Here is a 22,765-nt window from a genome sequence, read left to right as displayed (position 1 = left end):
GCCCCCCCGCTCACCCGCCCTCATCCCCCAAGCGGCGGGGCGTAGTGCAGGCCGCCGTTCATCCACAGCCCGTTCATCCCGCGGTCGATGCCCAGCGGCGAGGCGGCACCCAGATGGCGGTCGAAGATCTCGCCGTAGTTCCCGACCTGCGTGACCACGCGGAAGGCCCAGTCGTCGTCCAGCCCCAGCCCCCAGCCAACCCCCGTATCGGCCCCGAGGAAGCGGCGCACCTCCGGATCCTGCGCCTCCTCCCTCAGGCGGACGGCGTTGGCGGCGGTGATCCCCTTCTCCTCGGCCAGGACGGTGGCCAGGAACACCCAGCGCACGACGTCGAACCACCGCCGCTCGTCCGGGCGGACCATCGGCCCCAGCGGCTCCTTGGAGATCGCCTCCGGCAGGATGACGTAGTCGTCGCGCTCGGGGGCCTTCAGCAGGCGCTGGGCGTGCAGGCCGATGCGGTCGCTGGTGTAGAGGTCGCAGTGGTGGTTGAAGAAGGCCGACAGCGCCCCCTCGGTCGAGCGCACCGGCTTCAGGCGGAAGCGCACGCCGGTGCGGGCCATCCAATCCTCCAGGTTGCGCAGGCTGGTGGTCTGCTCGATCACGCAGACCGAGGCGCCGGCCGGCAGGTCGGACAGGCGGGCGACGCCCTGGGCGCGATGCGCGATGAATCCCTGGCCGTCGAACAGGTAGACCGCCGGGAAATCGATGCCGAAGGTGGCGTCGCGCTGCAGGGTCCAGGTCGTCCCCTCCATCACCACGTCCACCTCGCCGTTGCGCAGGATGGCGAAGCGGTTCTCGGAATTGGTCTCGACGAACTCCACCCGGTCGGCGCCGCCCGCGACGGCGGCGGCCAGCGCCCGGCACATGTCCACGAAGAAGCCGCGCCAGTCGCCGCTGTCGTCCACCGCCGCCAGACCGGCGCCGCTGGACGAGACGCCGCAGCGCAGCAGCCCGCGCTCCCGCACGTCCTCCATGGTTTCGGCCCGCGGACCGCCGGATGGCGCGGACACCGCCGCCGCCAGAACCGCGGCGACCACCGCGGCCCGCGCGAAAGACTGGACCAAGCCCATCGACCACCCCTCTGTGCCACCCACGATCAGCTTTGGTCCGGCAACCGAGGCGGGTCAAGTCCGCCCGGCGCCCCCTTGCCCGTTGCCCCATGGCGCAGCGTGTGATTGCGGCGCGGGTGTGCGAATTGCGCCCGGTCGATTGCCCGTGTTATCTCAAACGGACGACAAGAAAGCGAGGCACGGGCATGCGGCTTCCCCGGCTGGGCGTGGCGTTCCGCATCCTGGCGGGTCTGACCGTGATCGCCGGCCTGACCGCCGCCACCGGCGTGGTGGCCGTCTCCCTCTTCGCCCGCTTCCACCAGGGGTTCGAGCAGATCGCCACGGCCAAGGTGCCCGGCCTCGTCAACGCCTCGCAACTGGCCCAGCAGAGCGGCACGCTGGCCGCCAACGCCCCGGCCCTGGTGGCGGTGCAGAGCCAGTCGGTGCGCGAATCGGTGATGGCCCGGCTGAGCGACCAGATCGCCCTGCTGGAAGATCTGATGAACCGTCTGCGCGACCGCGGCACCGACGTGGCCGACGTGGCCGAGTTGCAGCGCCGCAAGAACGAGCTGGTCGCCAACCTGATGACCCTGAACACCCAGGTGGAGCGCCAGCTCGCCGCCGCCGCGGAGACGGGCGGGTTGGTCGGCCGCCTGATGCAGCTGGCCGAGCGCATCCGCGACGCCGAGGAGTCGATCCGGAACAAGACCCCCGCCCCCCGGACCCTGGCGGAGTGGGAGGCGGCCCAGGGCGTCGAACGGCGGGTCGACCTGTGGACGGCGGAGGCGCAGCACGCCATCCTGCTGATGCTCGCCGCCTCCCGTGCCGACCACGAGGCGCGGGTGGACCGGCTGCGGCAGGATTACCGCGCCGCGATGGACCGCGCGGCGGAGGTCGTGGCCGGCCTGCCGCCCGGCGCCGCCTTCGACCTGGAGCCGCTGTACCGGGAGCTGGAGGCGCTGGGGCTCGGGGAACACAACCTGTTCAACAGCCGCCTGACGGAAATCGCACTGGCCCGCGCCATCAAGGGGTCGATCACCCGCAACCAGAACGTCTCCGACCGTCTGGTCGGTGCCGTGTCCGACCATTTCCTGTCCATCGAGCAGGACATCGCCGCCCGCTCCGGCGAATTCGAGCGGGTGATCCGCGACGGCAAGAACGCCATCCTGGCGATGGCCGTGGTGTCCATCCTGGGCGCCCTCGGCATCTTCCTCTACATCCACCGCAACGTGGTGCGGCGGCTGCGCGGGCTGCAGACGGCCATGACCGCGTCGGCCGCCGGGCGGTCCGTCGCCATTCCGACCCACGGGCAGGACGAGATCGCCGACATGGCGCGCGCCCTGCATTATTTCGTCGCCACCATCCGCTCGCGCGAGCACGCCCTGTCGGACAGCGAGCGCCGGCTGCGCGCGATCCTGGAACAGAGCCCGGTCGGCGTGTCGATCGGGCGGCCCGACGGCTCGGTGGCCTTCGCCAACGCCCGCGCGGCGGAGCTGGCCGGGCTGCCGCCGGACGCCTTCGTCGGGCGCCGCCACGCGCTGGCCCTGCCCGGTGCCACCCTGCAGGGGCGCGCCCTGCCGCAGGACGGTGCCGGGCTGGTCGCCCGCGACGTCGAGGTGGCGGTGGACAGGCCCGACGGCAGCCGCGTCTGGGCGCTCCAGACGCTTCAGCGCACCGAGTTCGAGGGGGAACCGGCGATCCTCGCCTGGAGCTACGACATCACCGGCCGCAAGCGCGCCGAGGAGGATCTGCGCCACGCCAAGGAGCAGGCGGAGGTCGCCGCCCGCTCCAAGTCGGAATTCCTGGCCACCATGAGCCACGAGATCCGCACCCCGATGAACGGCGTGCTGGGCATGCTGGAGCTGATCGCCCTGACCCCGCTGGACGCGGAGCAGACCGAGCTGGTCACCACCGTGCGCGACAGCGCGACGGCGTTGCTGCGGATCATCGACGACATCCTGGACCTGTCCAAGATCGAGGCCGGCAAGCTCGACCTCGACGAGATGGACCTCGACCCGCGCGAGCTGGTGGAGGGGGTGGCCGAGCTGCTGGCCCCGCAGGCCCACCAGAAGGCGCTGCTTCTCGTCTGCGACCTCGACCGCAAGGTGCCCACGGCGGTGCGCGGCGACCCCGGACGGCTGCGCCAGATCCTGTTCAACCTCACGGGCAACGCCATCAAGTTCACCGACGCCGGCCGGGTCGTCCTGCGCACCCGGCTGGAGCCGTCCGACGCCGGGTCGGACCGGCTGCGCCTGCGCTTCGCGGTGGAGGACACCGGCATCGGCATCAGCACCGCCGGCCAGGCTCGCCTGTTCCAGCCCTTCAGCCAGGCCGACAGCTCCACCACCCGCCGCTTTGGCGGCACCGGGCTGGGACTGGCCATCTGCGCCCGCCTCGTGGAGATGATGGGCGGGCGCATCGGGGTCGAATCGGCGCCGGGCTGCGGCGCCACCTTCTGGTTCACGGTCGATCTGGCGCCGGGAGACCCGCGCACGGTCCCCGCCGACGACACCGACCTGACCGGCCTGTCCATCATCGTGGCGGACCCGGACCCGGTGCAGCGCGCCGTCCTGATCCGCACGCTGGAGGACAAGCGCGCCGCCGTCGCCGACGCCACCACGGCGGACGAGGCGGTGGAACTGCTGACGATGGCCGACGCCGACCTCCTGGTACTCTCCGACGGCCTGCTGGAGCATCATCCGGACGACGCGCCCGGCGCGCCCAACCCGCGGCTGTCCGCACCGGCGGTGCTGGCCCGCGTCGCCGCCGCCGGGGTCCGCCCGCCCCCGACCCTGCATCTGATCGACGGGCGGGAGCAGGCCGGCGACTGCCCGCCGGAAAGCGGCGAGGAGGGCGCTCCGTTCACCGGCCTGCCGCCGCGCCACGACCATCTCGGTCGCCCGATCCGCCGCGACGCCCTGTTCCGCCGGCTGGCCGCCCTCGCCGGGCGCGCCGCTCCCCCGGACCGCCACGCCGACTCCCCGCTTGCCGTGATGGATGGCAGTCCAGCGGCCCAAAACATGACGGACCCCGACGCGGCCGCGCCCCCGCCGATCATCCTGGTGGCGGAGGACCACCCGACGAACCAGCAGGTGATCCTGCGCCAGCTCCGCCAACTCGGCTTCGAGGCCGACCTGAGCGGCGACGGGCTGGAGGCGCTGACCGCCTGGCGGGCGCGGCCCTACCGCCTGCTGATCACCGATTGCCACATGCCGCGCATGGACGGCTACGAGCTGTCGCGCCAGATCCGCAACGCCGAATCGGCCCCCCAATCGGCTCCCGCTCCCCGCCCGCGCACCGCCATCATCGCCATGACCGCCAACGCCCTGGCCGGGGAGATGGAGCGCTGCACCGCCGCGGGCATGGACGATTACATCGCCAAGCCGGTGACCCTGAGGCAGCTCGCCACCGCCCTGAACCGGGCGCTGGGCGAGGGCAGCGTCGCGGCCCCCGACGAGCCGCCCGCGGCGGAGATCGCCGGGGCGGCGGAGCAGACGCTGGACCTCGACCATATCCGCACCACCTTTGGCGGTTTCGACGCGGCGTCGCTGGACATGCTGGATTTCTTCCTGGAAACCACCCGCCCCCTGCTGGACGAGGCCACCGCCGCCCTGCAACGGAGCGACCTGGAGGCCGTCCGCGGCACCGCCCACACTCTGGCCGGGGCGGCGCGCACGGCGGGGGCCAACCGGCTGGGCCGCGCCGCGTCCGCCCTGGAACTCGCCGCCCATCGCGGCGATCAGGACGGGGCCGGGCACGCCCTGACGGCGGTGCGCACCGCCTACCCGGCGGTCGAAGCGGCGATCCGCGCCCTGCGGATCGGGGAAGCGGTGTAGCCGGGAGAAAGGGCCGCACCACCCCGAAAGTGGCACCACCCCCGGCCCGCCTTGCTCCGCCGGGAGGCGTGGACTAGTCTCACCCGCGTGAGCGTCCTGACCCGATCATACGCCTTTGCCGCGCTGGGGCTGGCGGTGGGAGTCGGCCTGATGGCCGGACCCTCCGGCTCGCCCGCCATGCTGGGCTTTGCCGGTGTCCTCGGCGCCGCCGGTTTCGGCGGGCTGTTCTGGACCGGCAAGGAACGCCGCCGCAGCGACCGGCTGGCGGCCGACGTGGCGCGCCTGGAGGCTTTGCTGGCCGCCTCCCCCAACCCCTGGTGCGCCTGGGACGCCGATGGCGCCGTCAGTGCGGCGCCGGGCTGCGCCGGGCTGCTCGGCGCGACGCCGGGCCAGGACATCGCGGGTGCCTTCGCCGACACCGACGCCCCGCGGGTCGCCGAGGCCGTCCGCCGTCTGCGCGCCGCGGGCGAAGGCTTTCGAATCGAGGCGACGACCCGCAGCGGGCGGCGCCTGCTGCTGAGCGGGCGGCGGGCCGCCGAGCATCAGAACGTCGTCTGGCTGGAGGACATCACCGACCGTTGCACCGAACAGGAGGGGCTGACCCAGGGGCGGCACGACGCCGAATCGGCGCTGGCCGAGTTGCGCGCGGCGGTGGACGCCCTGCCGCTGCCGGTGTGGCTGCGCGGCGCCGGGCAGACGCTGTCCTGGTGCAACCGCGCCTACGCCCGCGCCGTGGATTCCGAACCCGCCGCCGTGCCCGAGAGCGGCAAGGAGCTGAGCGACGCCGGGCGCTCCCTGGCGCAACGCGCGCTTCGCAGCGGGGTCGCCCAGTCGGAGCGGGTCTCCGCCGTCATCGGCACCGAGCGCCGCCTGCTGGAGGTCACCGAGGCCCCCCTGCCCGCCCCCGACAGCGGCGGCACGCTGGTCGTCGGCTACGCGCTGGACGTCACGGCGGTGGAGGAGATGCGCGGCGAACTGAGCCGCCATCTCGCCGCCCATGGCGAGGTGCTGGAGCGGCTGGGCGCCGCGATCGCCATCTTCGGCGCCGACACGCGGCTGACCTTCTTCAACCAGGCCTACGCCCGGCTGTGGGACCTGGAGGAGTCCTGGCTGCGCAGCCAGCCCACCCACGGCGAGATCCTGGAGGAGCTGCGCACCCGCCGCCGCCTGCCCGAATACGCCGACTACCAGAGCTACAAGCGCGAGCGGCTGAGCCGCTACACCCGCCTGCTGGAGCCGGTCGAGGAGCTGATGCACCTGCCGGACGGCACCACTCTGCGCAGCCTCGCCGCCCCCCACCCGCTGGGCGGGCTGATGCAGATCCTGGAGGACGTGACCAACACGCTGGCCCTTGAATCCTCCTACAACACGCTGATCGCCGTGCAGCAGGAGACGCTGGACAATCTGGCCGAGGGCATCGCCGTGTTCGGCGGCGACGGGCGGCTGAAGCTGTCCAACCCGGCCTTCGCGCGCATCTGGGACCTCGACGACGACGACCTGCTGGGCGAACCGCACATCTCCGCCCTGTTCGAGCGGATGCGGCCCTTCCTGGAGAACGGCGGCGACTGGGACAGCCTGAAGGACGAGATGATCGGCGCGACGCTGGAACGCGCCGTGCGCTCGGGCCGGCTGGAGCGGGCGGATGGTTCGGTCGTCGAATTCTCCACCCTGCCGCTGCCCGACGGGGCGGTGCTGAACAGCTATCTCGACGTCACCGACAGCGCCCGGCTGGAGCAGGCGCTGCGCGCCTCCAACGCCGCGCTGGAGGCCGCCGACCAGTTGAAGAGCGAGTTCATCGCCAACGTCTCGCACCATCTGCGCAACCCGCTGAACGGCATCATCGGCTTCGCCGAGGTGCTGGCGAACCAGTATTTCGGGGAGCTGAACCCGCGCCAGATCGAGTATGTGAAGGGCGTCCTGAACGCGGGCGAGCGGCTGCTGGAGCTGATCGACGACGTGGTCGACATGACCAGCCTGGGGGCCGGGGTGACCACGCTGGACCGCGGCACCGTGGACGTGCCCGACCTGCTTGAGACGGTGGGCGAGCTGACCCGCGAATGGGCGCGGCGCGAGGGGCTGCGGCTCGACCTCACCGCCCCGTCGGCGCTGGGCGAGGTGGAGGGCGACGAGCGGCGGCTGAAGCAGGCGCTGTTCACCCTGGTCGTCGGCGCCATCCGCCACCCCCCGGCGGACCGTCGCATCCTGCTGTCGGGGGAGCGGACCGCCGGCGCCCTCGTTCTGACCGTGGGCAGCGGGGCCGGGCCGGGCGAGGCCGCCATGCCCTCGCGCTACGACCGCAACGACCCGCGCGGCGCCGCGGCGCTCGGCCTGTCGCTTGTCCGCAACGTCATGGAGCTGCACGGCGGGCGGCTGGAGGTCGAGGAGTGGCCAGGCAACGGCACCCGCTTCCGCTGCGTCCTGCCGCTTCCCCCCGCCTCCTGATCGGCCACCGTGATCCGACGCCCTCAGCCCTGGCCGCGCCTCACCCCCCGAAAGGGCTCGGCCTTCTCCCCATGCGGTGACGTGACGGATTCCGCCGCCGACGCCGGACGGTCGGTGGTGATCAGCCGCGCGCCGCGCTGGTAGGTGGCCCAGCGCCACAGCCATTGCATGGTGACCAGCACCCGCTTGTGGAAGTTCACCAGAAGATAGACGTGGATGATCGCCCACAGCACCCAGGCGAACCAGCCCTTCAGCTTGCGCGTCCCGAAATCGAAGACGGCGGCGCTGCGCCCGACGATGGCGGTGTTGCCGCGGTTGCGGAAACGGAAGGGCGCCAGCGGCTGGCCGCGCAGCAGGCTGGCCTCCAGCCCGCCGCCGAGATGCTCGCCCTGCTGCTTGGCGACCTGGGCCAGTCCGGGCAGCGGCTTGCCGTCGTCGCCAGCCAGCGCCGCCGTGTCGCCCAGTGCGTAGACATCGGGCACGCCCGGCACCGCCATGTCGGCGCCGACCGGGATGCGCCCGCTGCGGTCGGTTTCCACCCCCAGCCAGGACCCGGCGGGCGACGCCTTGACCCCGGCGCCCCACACGATGGCCCCCGCCGGGATGAAGCGCCCGCCGACCGTGGCACCCTCCGGCGTGATGCTCTCCACCGCCTGACCGGTCAGCACGACGACGCCCAACTCCTCCAGCTTGCGGCGGGCGTACTGGCCGAGATCGTCCGGGAAGGTGGACAGGATGCGCGGCCCGGCCTCGACCAGCAGGACGCGGGCGGTGCGCGGGTCGATGCGGCGGAAGTCGCGGGCGAGCGTGAAGCGGGCCAGCTCCGCCACCGCCCCGGCCATCTCCACGCCGGTGGGGCCGCCGCCGACCACGATGGTGGTCATCAGCGCCTTCTGACGGGCCGGGTCCTCGCACATCTCCGCCTGCTCGAAATTCATCAGCAGCCGGGCGCGAATCCGCCGGGCGTTCTCGATGGTCTTCAGGCCGGGGGCGATCTCCGCCCAGTCGTCGTGCCCGAAATAGCTGTAGGAGGAGCCGGTGGCCAGCACCAGCCGGTCGTAAGGGACGAAGCTGCCGTCGGCCAGCTCCACCCGCTTGGCCGTACGGTCGACGCCGGTCACCTCGCCCATCACCACGTCGATGTTGGGGTGGCGGCTGACGATGCGGCGGATCGGCTCGGCGATGTCGGCGGGCGACAGGGCGGCGGTCGCCACCTGATAGAGCAGCGGCACGAACAGGTGATAGTTGTTCCGGTCGATGATGGTGACGCGGATGTTCGTCCCGCCCAGGGCCTCCGCGCAGGCCAGCCCGCCGAACCCCGCGCCGACGATCACGACATGGGGGCGGCTGTCCACGGGCGCGGGGGTGCGGTCGATCTGGGGCACGGCGGCAACCTCCGGTCAAGACGATCCTGCACCGATAACCAGCGATGCCCTGCCGATGTTGCGGTGCATAATCCCTTCTCCCCCCCCTGGAGAGAAGGCGGGGGAGAAGGTCAGGATGAGGGGGCGGCCGCAGGCCGGAAAGGCTCTGCAATGAGGCTGCGTTTCCGCCCTTCGGGCGCCCCCTCACCCAACCCTCTCCCCGGAGGGGCGAGGGCTTTGACGCACCCAGCCATCACCGCGGCAGGGTCACCGTCACCCGCAGGCCGCCGTCCGGGCGGTTGGACAGCGCGATGTCGCCGCCGTGGCCGCGCACCACCGTGCGGGCGGTGGCCAGACCCAGCCCCACCCCGCCGGTGTCGCGGGAGCGCGAGCGCTCCAGCCGGTAGAAGGGGGCGAAGACCTTCTCGAACTCGGCCTCCGGGATGCCGGGACCGCCGTCCTCGATCTCCACCCGCAATTCCCCGTCCACGGGCCGCAACCGCACGGTGAAGCCGCCGCCATAGGCGATGGCGTTGTCCATCAGGTTGGCGAAGGCGCGGCGCAGGGCAACCGGGCGCCCGTCCACGGTCGCGTGCGCCGGCCCCTCGTAGGCCGCCTCGTGGCCGGCGTCCACGCGGTCGTCGCACAGGCTCTGCAGCAGGTCGGCGAGGTCGAGCGGGCCCCGCGGCTCGTGGTTGGCGTCGTCGCGGGCGAAGGCCAGCGTGGCGTTGATCATCGCCGCCATCTCGTCGAGGTCGGCGAGCATCTTGCGCTGCATCTCCGGGTCCTCGACCAGTTCGGCGCGCAGGCGCAGGCGGGTCAGCGGCGTGCGCAGATCGTGGCTCATCGCCGCCACCATCTGGGTGCGGTCGGCGACGAAGCGGGCCAGACGCGCCTGCATCCGGTTGAAGGCGCGGGTGGCGGCGCGCAGTTCCTGCGGACCGGCCTCGGGCAAAGGCGGCGCCTCGCCGTCCACGCCCAACCGCTCCGCCGCGTCGGCGAAGCGCGCGATGGGGGCGGTCATGCGGCGCGCCGTCCAGACCGAGACCAGCGCCACCGCCGCGACGATGCCGGCCATCCACAGCGCGAAGCGCAGCAGCCGGAACGGCCCCTCCAGCGGGTCGCCGCCGACGAAGGTCAGCCAGGACCCGTCCCTCAGCCCCACCGACAGCCGGACGTCGGTGCCCCAGCGGTGCTCCTCCACCGGGAAGGGGCCGGGCATCGGACGTTCCCGCCGGACCTCGACCACCACGGCGCGGTCGGGATCGTCCAGCTCGCCGCGGATGGCGCGGCGCAGCCGGTCGAAGGGAAAGCCCTCGCGCTGGTTGGCGAAGCGCGGCGTCTCGGGATTCCAGTCCACCCGCAGCACGGGGTCGTCGATCGCCTTGACCAGCCGCCGCCGCTCCTGCGGCGGTGTGCTCTCCACAAGCTGGACGATGGCCGTCACACGCTGGACGAGGACGCGCATGCTGTGGGCCGGCGGTCCCGGAGGACGGTCGGTCAGGTAGACCAGCGCGCTGACCGCCTGGGTCAGCAGAAGCGCCAGCACCACGGTCAGCACCAGCCGCGAGGCGATGCTGTCCGGCAGCCAGCGCCGGGCCACCAGCAGGCGGCTCTTGCGGGCAGTCTCCAACTCAGCCTCCCGTCACCGCCGGGGTGAACAGATAGCCGCCGCCGCGCACCGTCTTGATCATGGTGGGATCGGCCGGGTCGGGCTCGATCTTGCGGCGCAGTCGGCTGACCTGCACGTCGATGGAGCGGTCGAAGGGCACCGCCGACCGTCCGCGCGCCAGATCGAGCAGCTGGTCGCGGGTCAGCACCCGCTGCGGATGCTCCACGAAGGCGACCAGCAGGTCGTATTCGCCGGCGGAGAGCTGCACCAGCACCCCGTCGGGCGAGCGCAGCTCCCGCTTGGCGAGGTCGAGCGTCCAGCCCTCGAAGCCCAGCGTCTTGCCCGCCGCACCGCCGGCCACCGGCGGGCCGGAGGCGCGGCGCAGCACGGCCTTGACGCGGGCCAGAAGCTCGCGCGGGCTGAAGGGCTTCGCCAGATAGTCGTCGGCCCCCATCTCCAGCCCGACGATGCGGTCCGTCTCCTCGCCCATGGCGGTCAGCATGATGACCGGCGTCTGCGCCGTCTCCGGCGTGGCGCGCAGGCGGCGGCACAGGCTCAGCCCGTCCTCCCCCGGCATCATCAGGTCGAGCACGATCAGGTCCACGCGCGCGCTGTCCAGCGTGCGCATCATCTCCACCCCGTCCTTGGCCCCGGTGACGCGGAAGCCGTGCCGCGTCAGGAACTGCGACAGGAGGGTGCGGATTTCGCGGTCGTCGTCGACCACCAGCAGGTGAGGTATGCGGTCCATGGAGCGCATGATCCGACGCGCGGGCGCCGGGGTGAAGAAGAAATGTGTAACGCCACGTTACGGGGAGGCCGGCTGTTACACAGCGTTACCAATTCACGGAAGGCCGGACATCAACCGGATACGTTGCCGGCCCATCATCGGGGTCATCGGGAACGCAAGACCCCGTCGATAACAAGGAGCATCCCCATGAAACGCGCTATGATGACCACCGCCGCGCTGGTTCTCGGTCTCGGCCTCGCCGTGCCGGTCTTCGCCCAGCAGCAGCCGGGTCCCGGCGCCGGCCCTGGCCCCGGTCCGGACGGCGGCCGGCATTTCTCCCGGATGTGCGAGGACCAGGACGCCCGGCTGGCCGGCATGCTGGCCTACGCCGAGAAGAAGCTGAACATCACCGACCAGCAGCGCGCCGCCTGGACCAAGTTCGCCGACGCCGCGAACGCGAGCCAGAAGCCCACCCAGGACCTCTGCGCCAAGTACAAGGACCAGCCGATGCCCGCCGCCGCCCCGGCCCGGCTGGAGCGCATGGAGGCCATGATGTCGGCCCGCCTCGCCCAGCTTCAGCAGGTGCGCCCGGCGCTGACCGACCTCTACGCCCAGCTCACCCCGGACCAGCAGAAGCAGGCCGACCGCTTCCTCGACCGCGCCGGGCACGGCATGATGGGCGGTGGCATGGGTGGTCCGGGCATGCGCCACCACGGTCACGGCCCGATGCACGGCGACGGCCCCGGCCGCGGTCCGGGTCCGGGTCCGGGTAATGGCCCCCGCGGTGGCTGATCTCCTGCCTCCCGTCAGCCGCTGACGGAGCGGGCCGCCGGTACCCCCGGCGGCCCGTTTCCGTTTTCGGGACGGTCACTCGGCGCCGGGAACGCCCTTGGAGGTCGAGTATTCGAAGTGCAGCGCCTCGCCCGGATGGACCAGCGGGTGGATGGCGTGGGCCGCCTGCGCCGCCTCGGAGAAGCCGCAGAGGATCAGCTTCAGCTTGCCGGGATATGTCGCGATGTCGCCGATGGCGTAGACGCCGGGGGCGCTGGTGGCGCAGCCGGGCAGGCTGACGCCGATGTGGCTGCGCTCCAGGTTCAGGCCCCAGTCGGCGATCGGCCCCAGATTCATCGACAGGCCGAAGAAGGCGAGCAGCGCGTCGGCCGGCAGGTCCTTCTCCTCGCCGTCCAGCGTGGCGACGCGCACGGCGGAGAGCTGGCCGTTCCCGCCGACCAGACCGGAGAGCTGGTAGGGCACCACCATCTCCACCTTGCCCTCGCGGACCAGAACGTCCATGCGGGCGACGCTTTCCGGGGCGGCGCGGAACTTGGGCCGGCGGTGGACGACATAGACCTTCTCGGCCACGTCGGCCAGTGACAGCGTCCAGTCCACGGCGGAATCGCCGCCGCCGGCGATAACCACGCGCTTGCCGGCGAAGTCCTGCTTGCGGCGGACCATGTAGAAGACCGACGTGCCCTCATACTGGTCCAGCCCGTCCAGCGGCGGGCGGTTGGGGCCGAAGGCGCCGCTGCCGGCGGCGATGATCACCGCCTGGGTGTCGATGCGCGTGCCGACGCTGGTCTCGACCAGCCAGCGCCCTTCCTCCGTCCGGGTCAGCTTCTCGACCTGCTGGCCCAGATGATAGGTCGGGTTGAAGGGGGCGGCCTGCTCCGCCAGCTTGTCGATCAGGTCGGCGGCCTCGATGGCCGGGTGGGCCGGGATGTCGTAGATCGGCTTTTCCGGATAGAGCGCGGTGCACTGCCCGCCCACCATGTCCAGCGCGTCCACCACATGGCATCGCATCTTCAGCATGCCGCATTCGAACACGGCGAAGAGACCGACGGGGCCGGCGCCGACGATGACGACGTCGGTGCGATGGACGGTGTGCGACATGGGACGCGCTGCCTTGTGCAAACGGGGGGAACGATGACGCCTTCAATTGTCCGGTTTCGCGCCCCCGGTCAACCCCGCCCTGCACGGGGAGAGCGGACGGCGCGCGCAAAATGGGTGCGGTCCCGCCGATTTCCTTCTGGGCGTGCGGTTGCGGTGGGGTAGGATTTGCGCGTTTCCACCGTGCCGCAATGAAGGACTGGCGATGAAGGAGCTGCGCTGCCTCGTGTTCACCGACCAGGAGGTCGTGAAGGCCGTGCTCGACCGCCGCCGCCGGATGCGCGAGCCGTTGCCCAACGGAACGGTGGGCAAGGTCACCTACCGCCCTGGCCAGCCCGGCGGCGGCGGGGTGGAGACGCTGATCCAGGTCACCGGGGACGAGGGCGACGACCGCAGCATGACCCTGCACGAGTCCGAGGTCGCGGCGGCGCTGGTCTCCTACTGCATGGGGCGCAAGATCCCCCTGCCCGTCGAGTCCGACAAGATGATCCACTTGATCAACGGCGCCCTGACGCTGATGATCACCATGAACTTCAAGAAGCCGCCGCGTCTGGTGGAGGACCGCAGCGAGGCGGCGGAGCCCGCCCCCGCTCCTTCCCCCTCCCCCGGCCCGGTGCCGCGCAAGGCCGCCTCCCGCCGCTGATGGCCGCCGCTGATATGAACCGCATCCCGTGACATGACCCAGACCGATTCCACCAACACGCGCGCCGTGGCGCTGCCGAGCGAGGAGGCGACCGCAGCACTGGCCCGCCGCTTGGCCGCCGCGCTGGCGCCCGGCGACCTCGTGGCCCTGCGCGGCGACCTGGGCGCCGGCAAGTCCGCCCTGTGCCGCGCCCTGATCCGCGCCGTGACGGAGGAGGACGCGGAGGTGCCGTCCCCCACCTTCACGCTGGTGCAGACCTACGACACCGACATCGGCCCGGTTTGGCATTTCGACCTCTACCGCCTGTCCGGCCCCGACGAGGTGACCGAGCTGGGCTGGGACGAGGCCCGCGCCGAGGCCGTCCTGCTGGTGGAATGGCCGGACCGGCTGGGTCCGCTGCTCCCCGCCGACCGCCTCGACATCGCGATGAGCTTCGCCGGACCGACCGAGCGCCGCGCCACCCTGACCGGCCACGGCGCCTGGGGCGCGCGGCTGGACGCCCTCGACCTTTCCGCACTGGAGCGGCCGTGACCGACCGCACGTCGCAGATCGCCGCCTTTCTCGCCCGCCACGGGCTGGAGGGGGCCAAGCGGGAGCCGCTGGCCGGCGACGCCTCGGCACGCCGCTACGAACGGCTGACGACGCCGGACGGCGGGACGCTGATCCTGGTCGACACCCCCGCCCCGGCGGAGGATCTGGTGCCCTTCATCGCCATCGGCGCCACCCTAGACCGGCTGGGCTTCTCGGTCCCCGCCATCCTGGCGGCGGAGGTCGAGGCGGGGCTGGCCATCCAGGAGGATTTCGGCGACGGCACCCTGACCCGCCTGCTGAACGCCGGGGAGGAACCGCGCCCGCTCTACGAGCTGGCGACCGACGCGCTGATCGAGCTGCACCGCCGCTTCCCCGTGGAGGAGGCGGCCCGCCTGGGCCTGCCGCTCTACGACGCGGCCCTGTTCACGCAGCAGGTGGCGCTGTTCGCCGAGGTCTACATGCCCGCGGCGACGGGAAAGCCCTTGTCGGACAAGGCCCGGTCCGACTTCGACGCGGCCTGGACCGCCGTCGTTCCGGAGGCCTGCGCCGGGCCGCAGTCGCTGCTGCTGCGCGATTACCATGTGGACAACGTGATGCGGCTGCCGCGGCCCGGCCTGCGGGCGGCGGGGCTGATCGACTACCAGAGCGCCGGGCTCGGCCCCGTCGCCTACGATCTGGTGTCGCTGCTGGAGGACGCCCGCCGCGACCTGCCCGCCGGGCTGGAGGGCGTTCTGCTCGACCGCTACCGGGCGGCCTTCCCGGATCGCGACTGGGAGGCGTTCCGCCGCTCCTACGCGGTGCTGGGCGCCGTTCGGCACACCCGCATCGTCGCCATCTTCGTGCGTCTGGCGTTGCAGCGCCGACGCGGCTATCTCCTTCACCTGCCGCGCGTCTGGCGGCTTCTGGAAGGCCAGCTCGCCAAGCCCGAACTGGCCCCGGTCGCCGACTGGTTCGCCCGTCATCTGCCGCCGGGAACCCGCGCGGAGCTTGTCGTTCCGGAGCCGGATTGATTATGTCGCCTGTCTCGAAGAAGACCCGTACCAAGACGCCGCCTGTGACAACCGCCCCCGCCAAGGCCATGGTGATGGCCGCCGGGCTGGGCCTGCGGATGCGCCCGCTGACCCTGGAACGCCCGAAGCCCCTGATCCCGGTGATGGGCAAGCCGATGCTCGACCACGCGCTCGACCGGCTGGAGGAGGCCGGGGTGACCTCGGCCGTGGTCAACAGCCACTACAAGGGCGCGATGATCGCCGCCCATCTGGCCGGACGGACCAGCCCGGCCATCACCCTGTCGCCGGAGGACACGCTGCTGGAAACCGGCGGCGGTGTGAAGAAGGCTCTGCCGCTGCTCGGCACCGACCCGGTCTATGTGGTCAACGCCGACATCCTGTGGCTCGACGGCCCCTCCCCCACGCTGGCGCGCTTGGCTCGCCACTGGAACCCGGACGAGATGGACGCGCTCCTGCTGCTGATGGCGACCACCAAGGCGGTGGGCTACGAGGGGCGCGGCGACTACCACATGGACCCGCTGGGCCGGCTGACCCGGCGCGGCGAGATGGAAATCGCCCCCTTCGTCTACGCCGGCGTCCAGATCGTGAAGCCGGAACTGTTCGGGCAGGACACCCCCGACGGCGCCTTCTCCACCAACCTCATCTGGGACCGCGCGCAGGAGGCCGGGCGCCTCTTCGGCCTCGCCCATGATGGGCTGTGGTTCCACATCGGCACCCCCGACGCGCTGGCCGAAACGGAAGAGATGCTGTCGATGAGCGACGTGTCGGTGGTCACCACCTGACAAGGTTCCGGTAGGGATTTTTCACCACAAAGACACAAAGGCACAAAGTACGTCATGAGAGCGCATCAATCCGTGACCGGAGCGGTCGCGGATTTGAGGCGGTCTTTGTGAAAATCTTTGTGTTCTTTGTGCCTTTGTGGTGTCGTTTCCCGACGATTGCACCACCGGGACGACAATGACGAGCAGCGCGGAGCCGAAGGTTTACTCGATTCCCACCGGCGTGTCCTTCGTGGACCAGCTTGCCGCGGGAATCCTGGACCGCGTGGGGAACGACCCGCTGGCGCTGGCCGGGGTGACCGTCCTGCTGCCGACGCGCCGCTCCTGCCGCTCGCTGCGCGAGGCCTTCCTGCGCCGCTCCGGCGGGCAGCCGATGCTGCTGCCGCGGATGAGCCCGCTGGGCGAGCTGGACGCCGCATCCCTCAGCCTGACCTCGGCGGAGGAGTTGCCCGGCGTGCCGCTGGAGCTGCCCGACCCGATCAGCGGGCTGAAGCGCCAGATGATGCTGGCCCGGCTAATCCTCCAGGCGACCGGCGTGTCGGCCACCACCGCGCAGGCGGTGCGGCTGGGCGCCGACCTGGGACGGCTGATTGACGCGGTGTGGACGGAGAACGTCGCCTTCGACCGGCTGGCCTCGCTGGTGCCGGAGGATTACGCCCAGCACTGGCAGGTGACGCTGGAGTTCCTGAGGATCGTCACCGAGCACTGGCCCGCTATCCTCGGCGCCAGCGCGCTGACCGACCCGGCGCAGCGCCGCAACCTCGTGCTGGAAACGCAAGCCGCGCTCTGGCGGGCGGAGCCGCCGCAGGGGCTGGTCATCGCCGCCGGCTCGACCGGCTCCATCCCGGCCTCCGCCGACCTGCTGGCGGTGGTCGCCGCCCTGCCGCAGGGGGCCGTCGTGCTGCCCGGCCTCGACCTGGAAGCCGACGAGGCGAGCTGGGACGCCATCCGCGCCGACGAGGCGCACCCGCAACACGGCCTCGCCCATCTGCTCGATCGGCTGTCGGTCGGCCGCGCCGCCGTCCGCCGCTGGAACGACGCGGAGGAGCCGCGGGCCGCCCGTGCCCGCCTGCTGGCCGAGGCCATGCGCCCCGCCGCCACCACGGAAAGCTGGCGGGAGCTGGAGGGGCTGGACGCCGCGGCCCTGGACGGGCTGACCCGCATCGACGCCCCGACCGCGGAGGAGGAGGCGTCGGTCATCGCCCTCCTGCTGCGCCACGCGCTGGAAACGCCGGGCAAGACGGCGGCGCTGGTCTCCCCCGACCGCAACCTCGCGCGCCGGGTCGCCATGGCGCTGACCCGCTGGGGCATCGCGGTCAACGACTCGGCGGGCCAGCCGCTGGTCCACACCGCGGTCGGCACCTATTTGCGACTGACCGCCGAACTGGCCGCCAGCCGTGCCCACCCGCTGGCCCTGCTGGCGCTCGCCAAGCACCCGCTGGCCGCCGGCGGGCACGACCCGGCGGAGTTCCGCCGCTCCGCCCGCGCGCTGGAGCGCACCGTGCTGCGCGGCCCCCGCCCGGCGGAGGGCTTCGCCGGGCTGATCGCCGCGTTGAAGGCCGCCGACCGCTTCGACCACCCGGACCAGCAGGCCGCCCTGCTCGGCTGGCTGGAGAACTTGGAAACGCTCGCTGCCCCCTTCATGGAGGTGCTGTTCGGCGAGGCCCCGCTCGGCGACCTCGTCCGCGCGCACGTCGCCTTCGCCGAGGCGCTGGCCTCGCGCACCGACGCGCCGGGGTCGGAATTCCTCTGGCGGCAGGACGACGGCGAGGAGGCCGCGACCTTCGTCCATGAGCTGCTGGAGGCGGCGGACGGTTTCCCCGCCGTTCCCGGCAAGGACTATCCGGCGCTGCTCGACGCGCTGATGGCGATGCGCCCGGTGCGCCCGCGCTTCGGCCTGCACCCGCGCCTCTACATCCTCGGCCCGATGGAAGCGCGCCTTCAGCATTTCGACCTTCTGGTCCTCGGCGGGCTGAACGAGGGGACCTGGCCGCCCGACCCCGGCGCCGATCCCTGGATGTCGCGCCCGATGCGCCGGGATTTCGGCCTGCCCAGCCCGGAACGCATGGTCGGCCTGTCGGCCCACGACTTCACCCACGCCTGCGGCGCGGAAGAGGTCGTGCTGACCCGCGCGGAGCGGGTGGACGGCACGCCGACCGTGCCGTCGCGCTGGCTGCTGCGGCTGGAGACGGTGCTGCGCGCGCTGGGTCTGGACGGGCGGATCGAGCTGGCCGGGGAACCCTGGCTGGCCTGGGCGCGCGGGCTGGACGAGCCGGACGCCGTGCGCCCGGTCGCCCCGCCGGAGCCGCGCCCGCCCGTCGCCGCCCGCCCGCGCAAGCTGTCGGTCACCAAGATCGAGAAGTGGATGCGCGACCCCTACGCCATCTACGCCGAGCATGTGCTGCGCCTGCGCAAGCTCGACCCCATCGCCGCCGACCCCGGCGCCGCCGACCGCGGCCAGTTCATCCACGCGGCGCTGGACGCCTTCGTGAAGGCCTATCCCGGCCAGTTGCCCGACGACGCGCTGCACCGGCTGCTGGCGATGGGGCGCGAGTCCTTCGGCCCGCTGCTGCACAGCCATCCCGACGTCTGGGCCTTCTGGTGGCCGCGCTTCGAGCGCATCGCCGAGTGGTTCGTCGGGCTGGAGCGCGACCGCCGCCGCACCCTGAAGCCGCTCGCCACCGAGGTGTCTGGCGAGCTGGCGCTGACCGGCCCCGCCGGTCCCTTCCTGCTGACCGCCAAGGCCGACCGCATCGATTCGGGCGGCGAAGGGCTGGTCCTGATCGACTACAAGACCGGCACCCCGCCCTCGACCCGCGAGATCGAGCTGGGCTTCGCCCCGCAGCTGCCGCTGGAGGCCGCCATGGCCGAGGCCGGCGGCTTCGCCGGGGTGGCCAGGAACCGGGTCGCGGAACTGGCCTTCTGGCGCCTGTCCGGCGGCGACCCGCCGGGCGAGGAGAAGGCGGTGAAGGGCGACCCGGCGACGCTGGCCGCCGAGGCCCGCGCCGGCCTGGAGGAGCTGATCCGCCATTTCGACGACCCTGCCACCCCCTACCGCTCCTGCCCCCGCCCGGCCATGGCCCCGCGCTACACCGACTACGCCCACCTCGCGCGGGTGCAGGAATGGTCGGCGGGCGGCGATGGGGGTGAGGGGTGATGAAGGGAAACTCTTGCCCCCACCCTAACCCTCCCCCGCTTTCGCAGGGGAGGGAATCAAGGCCCTCCCCTGCAAAGCGGGGGAGGGAGGGGACCCATGCGCCGCATGGGGAGGGTGGGGGCAACGCCGCCTCACACATGACGACCCGCCCATGACCGTCCTCGACTTCCCCGTCCGCGACCTGCCGCTGGACCCCAACGTGGCGCAGCGGCTCGCCTCCGATCCGCTGTCGTCGGTGTGGGTGGGCGCCTCCGCCGGGTCCGGCAAGACGAAGGTGCTGACCGACCGCGTGCTGCGGCTGATGCTGTCCGGCACCGCGCCGGCGCGCATCCTCTGCCTGACCTTCACCAAAGCGGCGGCGGCGGAGATGTCCATCCGCATCAACCGCACGCTGGGCATCTGGGCGACCCTGCCCGACGAGGGGCTGGAGGACCGTCTCGCCGACCTGTGCGGCGAGCGCCCCAGCGCCGAGACCCGGACCATCGCCCGGCGGCTGTTCGCCCAGGTGGTGGATTGCCCGGGCGGCATGAAGATCCAGACCATCCACGCCTTCTGCCAGTCGCTGCTGCGCCGCTTCCCGCTGGAGGCCGGACTCGCCCCGCATTTCGAGGTGATGGACGAGCGCACCGCCGCCGGCCTGCTGACCGAAGCGCGGGACGAGGTGCTGCACGCCGGCCGCGCCGCGCCCGACAGCCCGCTCGGCAAGGCGATGGCCCGCCTGACCGCCGACCTGAACGCCGAGGAGTTCGCCGACATCCTGGCCGAACTGGCCAGCGAGCGCGGACGAATCCAGCGCCTGTTCAAGAGCTTCCGCGGAGTGGACGGCGCGGTGGACGCGGTCCACGAGGCGCTGGGCGTGCCGCCGGGGATCACCGAGGCGGCGATCCTGCGCGAGGCCTGCGCCGACGACGCCTTCGACGTGCCGGGCCTGCGCGACGCCTGTCGGGCGCTGTCCACCGGCAGCAAGACGGACGAGGAGCGCGGGGTCGGCATCCAGAGCTGGCTCGACGCCGCGGACAGCCGGGTGCGCGCCTTCCAGATCTACGCCCGCCATTTCCTGACGGCGGAGGGCGGCGCGCGCAAGACCCTGATCACCAAGAAGCCGGCCACCTCCTTCCCCGCCGCCCTGACGGCGCTGGAGCGTGAGGCGGAGCGGCTCGTTTCGCTGATGAAACGGGTTCGCTCGGCCGGTGTCGCGGCCTCCACCACCGCCCTGCTGACGCTGGCCGAGTCGCTTCTGAGCGCTTATGAGGCGAAGAAGAAGGCCAAGGCGCTGCTCGACTACGACGACCTGATCCTGTCCGCCAACGCCCTGCTGCGCGGCAAGGACGGCGTGCCCGCCGTGCCGTGGGTGCTGTTCAAGCTGGACGGCGGGTTGGACCACATCCTGATCGACGAGGCCCAGGACACCAACCCGGAGCAGTGGCAGGTCGTCGGCTCCATCGCCGAGGAGTTCTTCGCCGGCCTCAGCGCCCGTGACGGGGGCGAAACAACCCGCACCGTCTTCGCGGTCGGCGACGAGAAGCAGTCGATCTTCAGCTTTCAGCGCGCCGACCCCGCCGAATTCGCCCGGATGCGCCGCCATTTCCAGACCCGCGCCAAGGCCGCCGAGCGCGACTGGCATGCGGTGGAACTGGACATCTCCTTCCGCTCCACCGCCACCGTGCTGCAGACCGTGGACGCGGTGTTCGGGCTGGACAGCGCCAAGGATGGTGTCGCTTCCGAAACGAGCCCGGTGATCCGCCACCGCGCCTTCCGCCGCGGCCACGCCGGTCTGGTCGAGCTGTGGCCCCCGGTGAAGCCGGCGGAGGCCGCCGACCCGCCCGCCTGGGCGCCGCCGGTGGAGCGCGAGGCCGCCGATTCGCCGTCGGCCCGGCTGGCCGCGGTCATCGCCGACACCATCCGCGACTGGACCCAACGCGGCGAGTCGCTCGAGTCGCGCGGCCGCCCGATCCAGCCCGGCGACGTCATGGTGCTGGTCCGCCGCCGCACCGCCTTCGTGACGGAGCTGGTGCGCGCCCTGAAGGACCGCGCCGTTCCGGTGGCCGGTGTCGACCGCATGGTGCTGACCGAGCAGCTGGCGGTCATGGACCTGATGGCGCTCTGCGAGTTCCTGCTGCTGCCGGAGGACGATCTGACGCTGGCCACCGTCCTCAAGGGGCCGCTGATCGGCCTGACCGAGGACCAGCTGTTCGACCTCGCCCACGGGCGGCGCGGCACGCTGTGGCGGGCGCTTGTGGCGAAGGCGGAGGACGACCCAGCCTACCGTCCGGCTCGCCGCTATCTGGGCGCGCAGTTGGCCCGCACCGACTTCCTAGCCCCCTACGAGCTGTTCGCCGGGCTTCTGGCCGCCCCTTGCCCGGCCGATCCGGACGGGTCGGGTCGCCGCGCCCTCCTGAAGCGGCTCGGCCCCGACGCGCAGGACCCGCTGGACGAGTTCCTGGCCGTATGCCTGTCCTTCGAGAAGACTGAACCGCCCTCCCTTCAGAACTTCCTGGCCTGGCTGGCGGCCAGCGAGGCGGAGATCAAGCGCGAGCTGGAACAGGGCGGCGGACGCGTACGCATCATGACGGTGCACGGGTCGAAGGGGCTCCAGGCGCCCATCGTCTTCCTGCCCGACACGCTGGGCACGCCGACCCAGAGCCCGCCGATCCTCTGGCCGGACGAGGGCTGCGCCGTGCCGCTCTTTGCCGCCCGCCGCTCGCAAGAGGACGCGCTGTGCGCCGAGGCGCGCGCCCGCGCCAACCGCCGCCGCGACCAGGAGTACAGGCGCCTGCTGTACGTCGCCCTGACCCGCGCCGAGGACCGGCTGTACGTCTGCGGCTACCAGGGCAAGAAGGAGCCGTCGGAGGCCTGCTGGTACAAGCTGGTCGAGGCGGCGATGGGCGAGATCGGCGTGCCGCACCCCTTCGATTTCTCCGCCCTCTGCCCGGACGGCTGGAGCGGCGAGGGATGGCGGCTGGCCGACCCGCAGTCCGCCGTCCCCAAGCCGGACGGCGCCGGGGCCGGCCGCGTGCTGGCGACGCAGGAGGCCCCGCCTTGGCTGACCGCCGCCGCGCCGGAGGAACCGGAACCGTCGCGCCCCCTCACCCCCTCCCGTCCGGACGGGGACGAGCCGGCGATGCGCTCCCCGCTCGGCGAGGACGACGGGGCGCGCTTCAAGCGCGGCCTGCTGATCCACCGGCTGATGCAGACCCTGCCCGACCTGCCACCCGACGCGCGGGAGGCCGCCGCCCGACGCTACCTCGCCCGCCCCGGGCATGAGCTGACGGCAGAGCGCCAGGATGAAATCGCATCCGAAACGATGCGCGTCCTGACCGACCCGCGCTTTTCCCGGCTGTTCGGCCCCAACTCCCGCGCCGAGGTGGAGGTGGTCGGTCTGGTCACCGGACGCGCCCTGTCGGGCCGGGTCGATAGGCTGGTGATCGAGGACGACGCGGTGTGGATCGTCGACTACAAGACCAACCGCCCGCCGCCGGTTCGGGCGGAGGACGTGCCGCCCGTCTATGTCCGCCAGATGGAGGCCTACCGCGCGGCGCTGCGCGCCATCTACCCGGACAAGGCGGTGCGCTGCGTCCTGCTGTGGACCGACACCCCGGCGCTGATGGAGCTACCAGCATAAGGCGCGCGCGATAGTCCGCCTCGGGAACTTTTCACCCCCGGCCGCGTTGCACGGGACGGCGGATTGGGTTGACGAGACCGCATTCGCGCCCCGGCTTGACCAGTGA

The 22,765-nt window shown here is 72.3% G+C and carries 14 protein-coding genes; 9 read left to right on the top strand and 5 right to left on the bottom strand.

Going from position 1 to position 22,765, the window contains the following annotated elements:
• Positions 1-20 precede the first annotated feature (20 nt).
• Complete coding sequence (locus AC1DVI_RS01435) at positions 21-1,064, bottom strand: amino acid ABC transporter substrate-binding protein (RefSeq protein ID WP_476956490.1); 1,044 nt, start codon at positions 1,062-1,064, stop codon at positions 21-23.
• Positions 1,065-1,255: 191 nt separating this feature from the next.
• Between AC1DVI_RS01435 and AC1DVI_RS01430 the strand changes: the two genes are divergently transcribed.
• Both AC1DVI_RS01430 and AC1DVI_RS01425 read left to right on the top strand, forming a co-directional pair.
• The gene (locus AC1DVI_RS01430; protein WP_476956489.1) at positions 1,256-4,885 is read left to right on the top strand and encodes an ATP-binding protein; all 3,630 of its coding nucleotides are present in this window, start codon (positions 1,256-1,258) and stop codon (positions 4,883-4,885) included.
• Between the two features lie 87 nt (positions 4,886-4,972).
• Positions 4,973-7,327: a PAS-domain containing protein gene (locus tag AC1DVI_RS01425; protein ID WP_476956488.1), complete on the top strand. Its 2,355-nt coding sequence runs from the start codon at positions 4,973-4,975 to the stop codon at positions 7,325-7,327.
• Positions 7,328-7,350: 23 nt separating this feature from the next.
• Here the strand turns inward: AC1DVI_RS01425 and AC1DVI_RS01420 are convergent, their stop codons facing one another.
• The 3 genes from AC1DVI_RS01420 to AC1DVI_RS01410 form a co-directional block, all read right to left on the bottom strand.
• The gene (locus tag AC1DVI_RS01420; RefSeq protein ID WP_476956487.1) at positions 7,351-8,712 is read right to left on the bottom strand and encodes an NAD(P)/FAD-dependent oxidoreductase; all 1,362 of its coding nucleotides are present in this window, start codon (positions 8,710-8,712) and stop codon (positions 7,351-7,353) included.
• A 232-nt stretch (positions 8,713-8,944) separates the two neighbouring features.
• Complete coding sequence (locus AC1DVI_RS01415) at positions 8,945-10,324, bottom strand: ATP-binding protein (RefSeq protein WP_476956486.1); 1,380 nt, start codon at positions 10,322-10,324, stop codon at positions 8,945-8,947.
• Position 10,325: 1 nt separating this feature from the next.
• On the bottom strand, positions 10,326-11,051 hold the full coding sequence (locus AC1DVI_RS01410; RefSeq protein ID WP_476956485.1) for a response regulator: 726 nt from the start codon (positions 11,049-11,051) through the stop codon (positions 10,326-10,328).
• A gap of 186 nt (positions 11,052-11,237) precedes the next feature.
• On the opposite strand from AC1DVI_RS01410, the gene AC1DVI_RS01405 reads away from it, so the two are divergent.
• The gene (locus AC1DVI_RS01405; RefSeq protein ID WP_476956484.1) at positions 11,238-11,822 is read left to right on the top strand and encodes a Spy/CpxP family protein refolding chaperone; all 585 of its coding nucleotides are present in this window, start codon (positions 11,238-11,240) and stop codon (positions 11,820-11,822) included.
• Positions 11,823-11,897: 75 nt separating this feature from the next.
• Here the strand turns inward: AC1DVI_RS01405 and AC1DVI_RS01400 are convergent, their stop codons facing one another.
• Entirely contained in the window at positions 11,898-12,920 is a 1,023-nt protein-coding gene (locus AC1DVI_RS01400) for an NAD(P)/FAD-dependent oxidoreductase (protein ID WP_476956483.1), read from the bottom strand.
• Between the two features lie 202 nt (positions 12,921-13,122).
• Between AC1DVI_RS01400 and AC1DVI_RS01395 the strand changes: the two genes are divergently transcribed.
• From AC1DVI_RS01395 to addA, 6 genes are all read left to right on the top strand, one after another.
• The gene (locus AC1DVI_RS01395) at positions 13,123-13,560 is read left to right on the top strand and encodes a hypothetical protein (protein WP_200484769.1); all 438 of its coding nucleotides are present in this window, start codon (positions 13,123-13,125) and stop codon (positions 13,558-13,560) included.
• Positions 13,561-13,593: 33 nt separating this feature from the next.
• A complete protein-coding gene (gene tsaE / locus AC1DVI_RS01390) occupies positions 13,594-14,091 on the top strand; it encodes a tRNA (adenosine(37)-N6)-threonylcarbamoyltransferase complex ATPase subunit type 1 TsaE (RefSeq protein ID WP_476956482.1) in 498 nt (165 codons plus the stop codon).
• Positions 14,088-15,101, top strand: coding sequence for an aminoglycoside phosphotransferase family protein (locus AC1DVI_RS01385; protein WP_476956481.1), 1,014 nt, complete (start codon positions 14,088-14,090; stop codon positions 15,099-15,101). The genes tsaE and AC1DVI_RS01385 overlap by 4 nt, the downstream gene beginning before the upstream one ends.
• A 2-nt stretch (positions 15,102-15,103) precedes the next feature.
• A complete protein-coding gene (locus tag AC1DVI_RS01380; RefSeq protein WP_476956480.1) occupies positions 15,104-15,883 on the top strand; it encodes a nucleotidyltransferase family protein in 780 nt (259 codons plus the stop codon).
• Positions 15,884-16,058: 175 nt separating this feature from the next.
• The gene (gene addB / locus AC1DVI_RS01375) at positions 16,059-19,037 is read left to right on the top strand and encodes a double-strand break repair protein AddB (RefSeq protein ID WP_476956479.1); all 2,979 of its coding nucleotides are present in this window, start codon (positions 16,059-16,061) and stop codon (positions 19,035-19,037) included.
• 151 nt (positions 19,038-19,188) lie between these two features.
• Positions 19,189-22,659, top strand: a complete 3,471-nt coding sequence (gene addA, locus AC1DVI_RS01370) for a double-strand break repair helicase AddA (RefSeq protein ID WP_476956478.1) — start codon at positions 19,189-19,191, stop codon at positions 22,657-22,659.
• The last annotated feature ends 106 nt before the right edge of the window (positions 22,660-22,765 follow it).

The organism is Azospirillum sp. P4_B5 (genome assembly GCF_056402275.1).
This window is presented reverse-complemented; position numbering and strand designations above follow the sequence as displayed.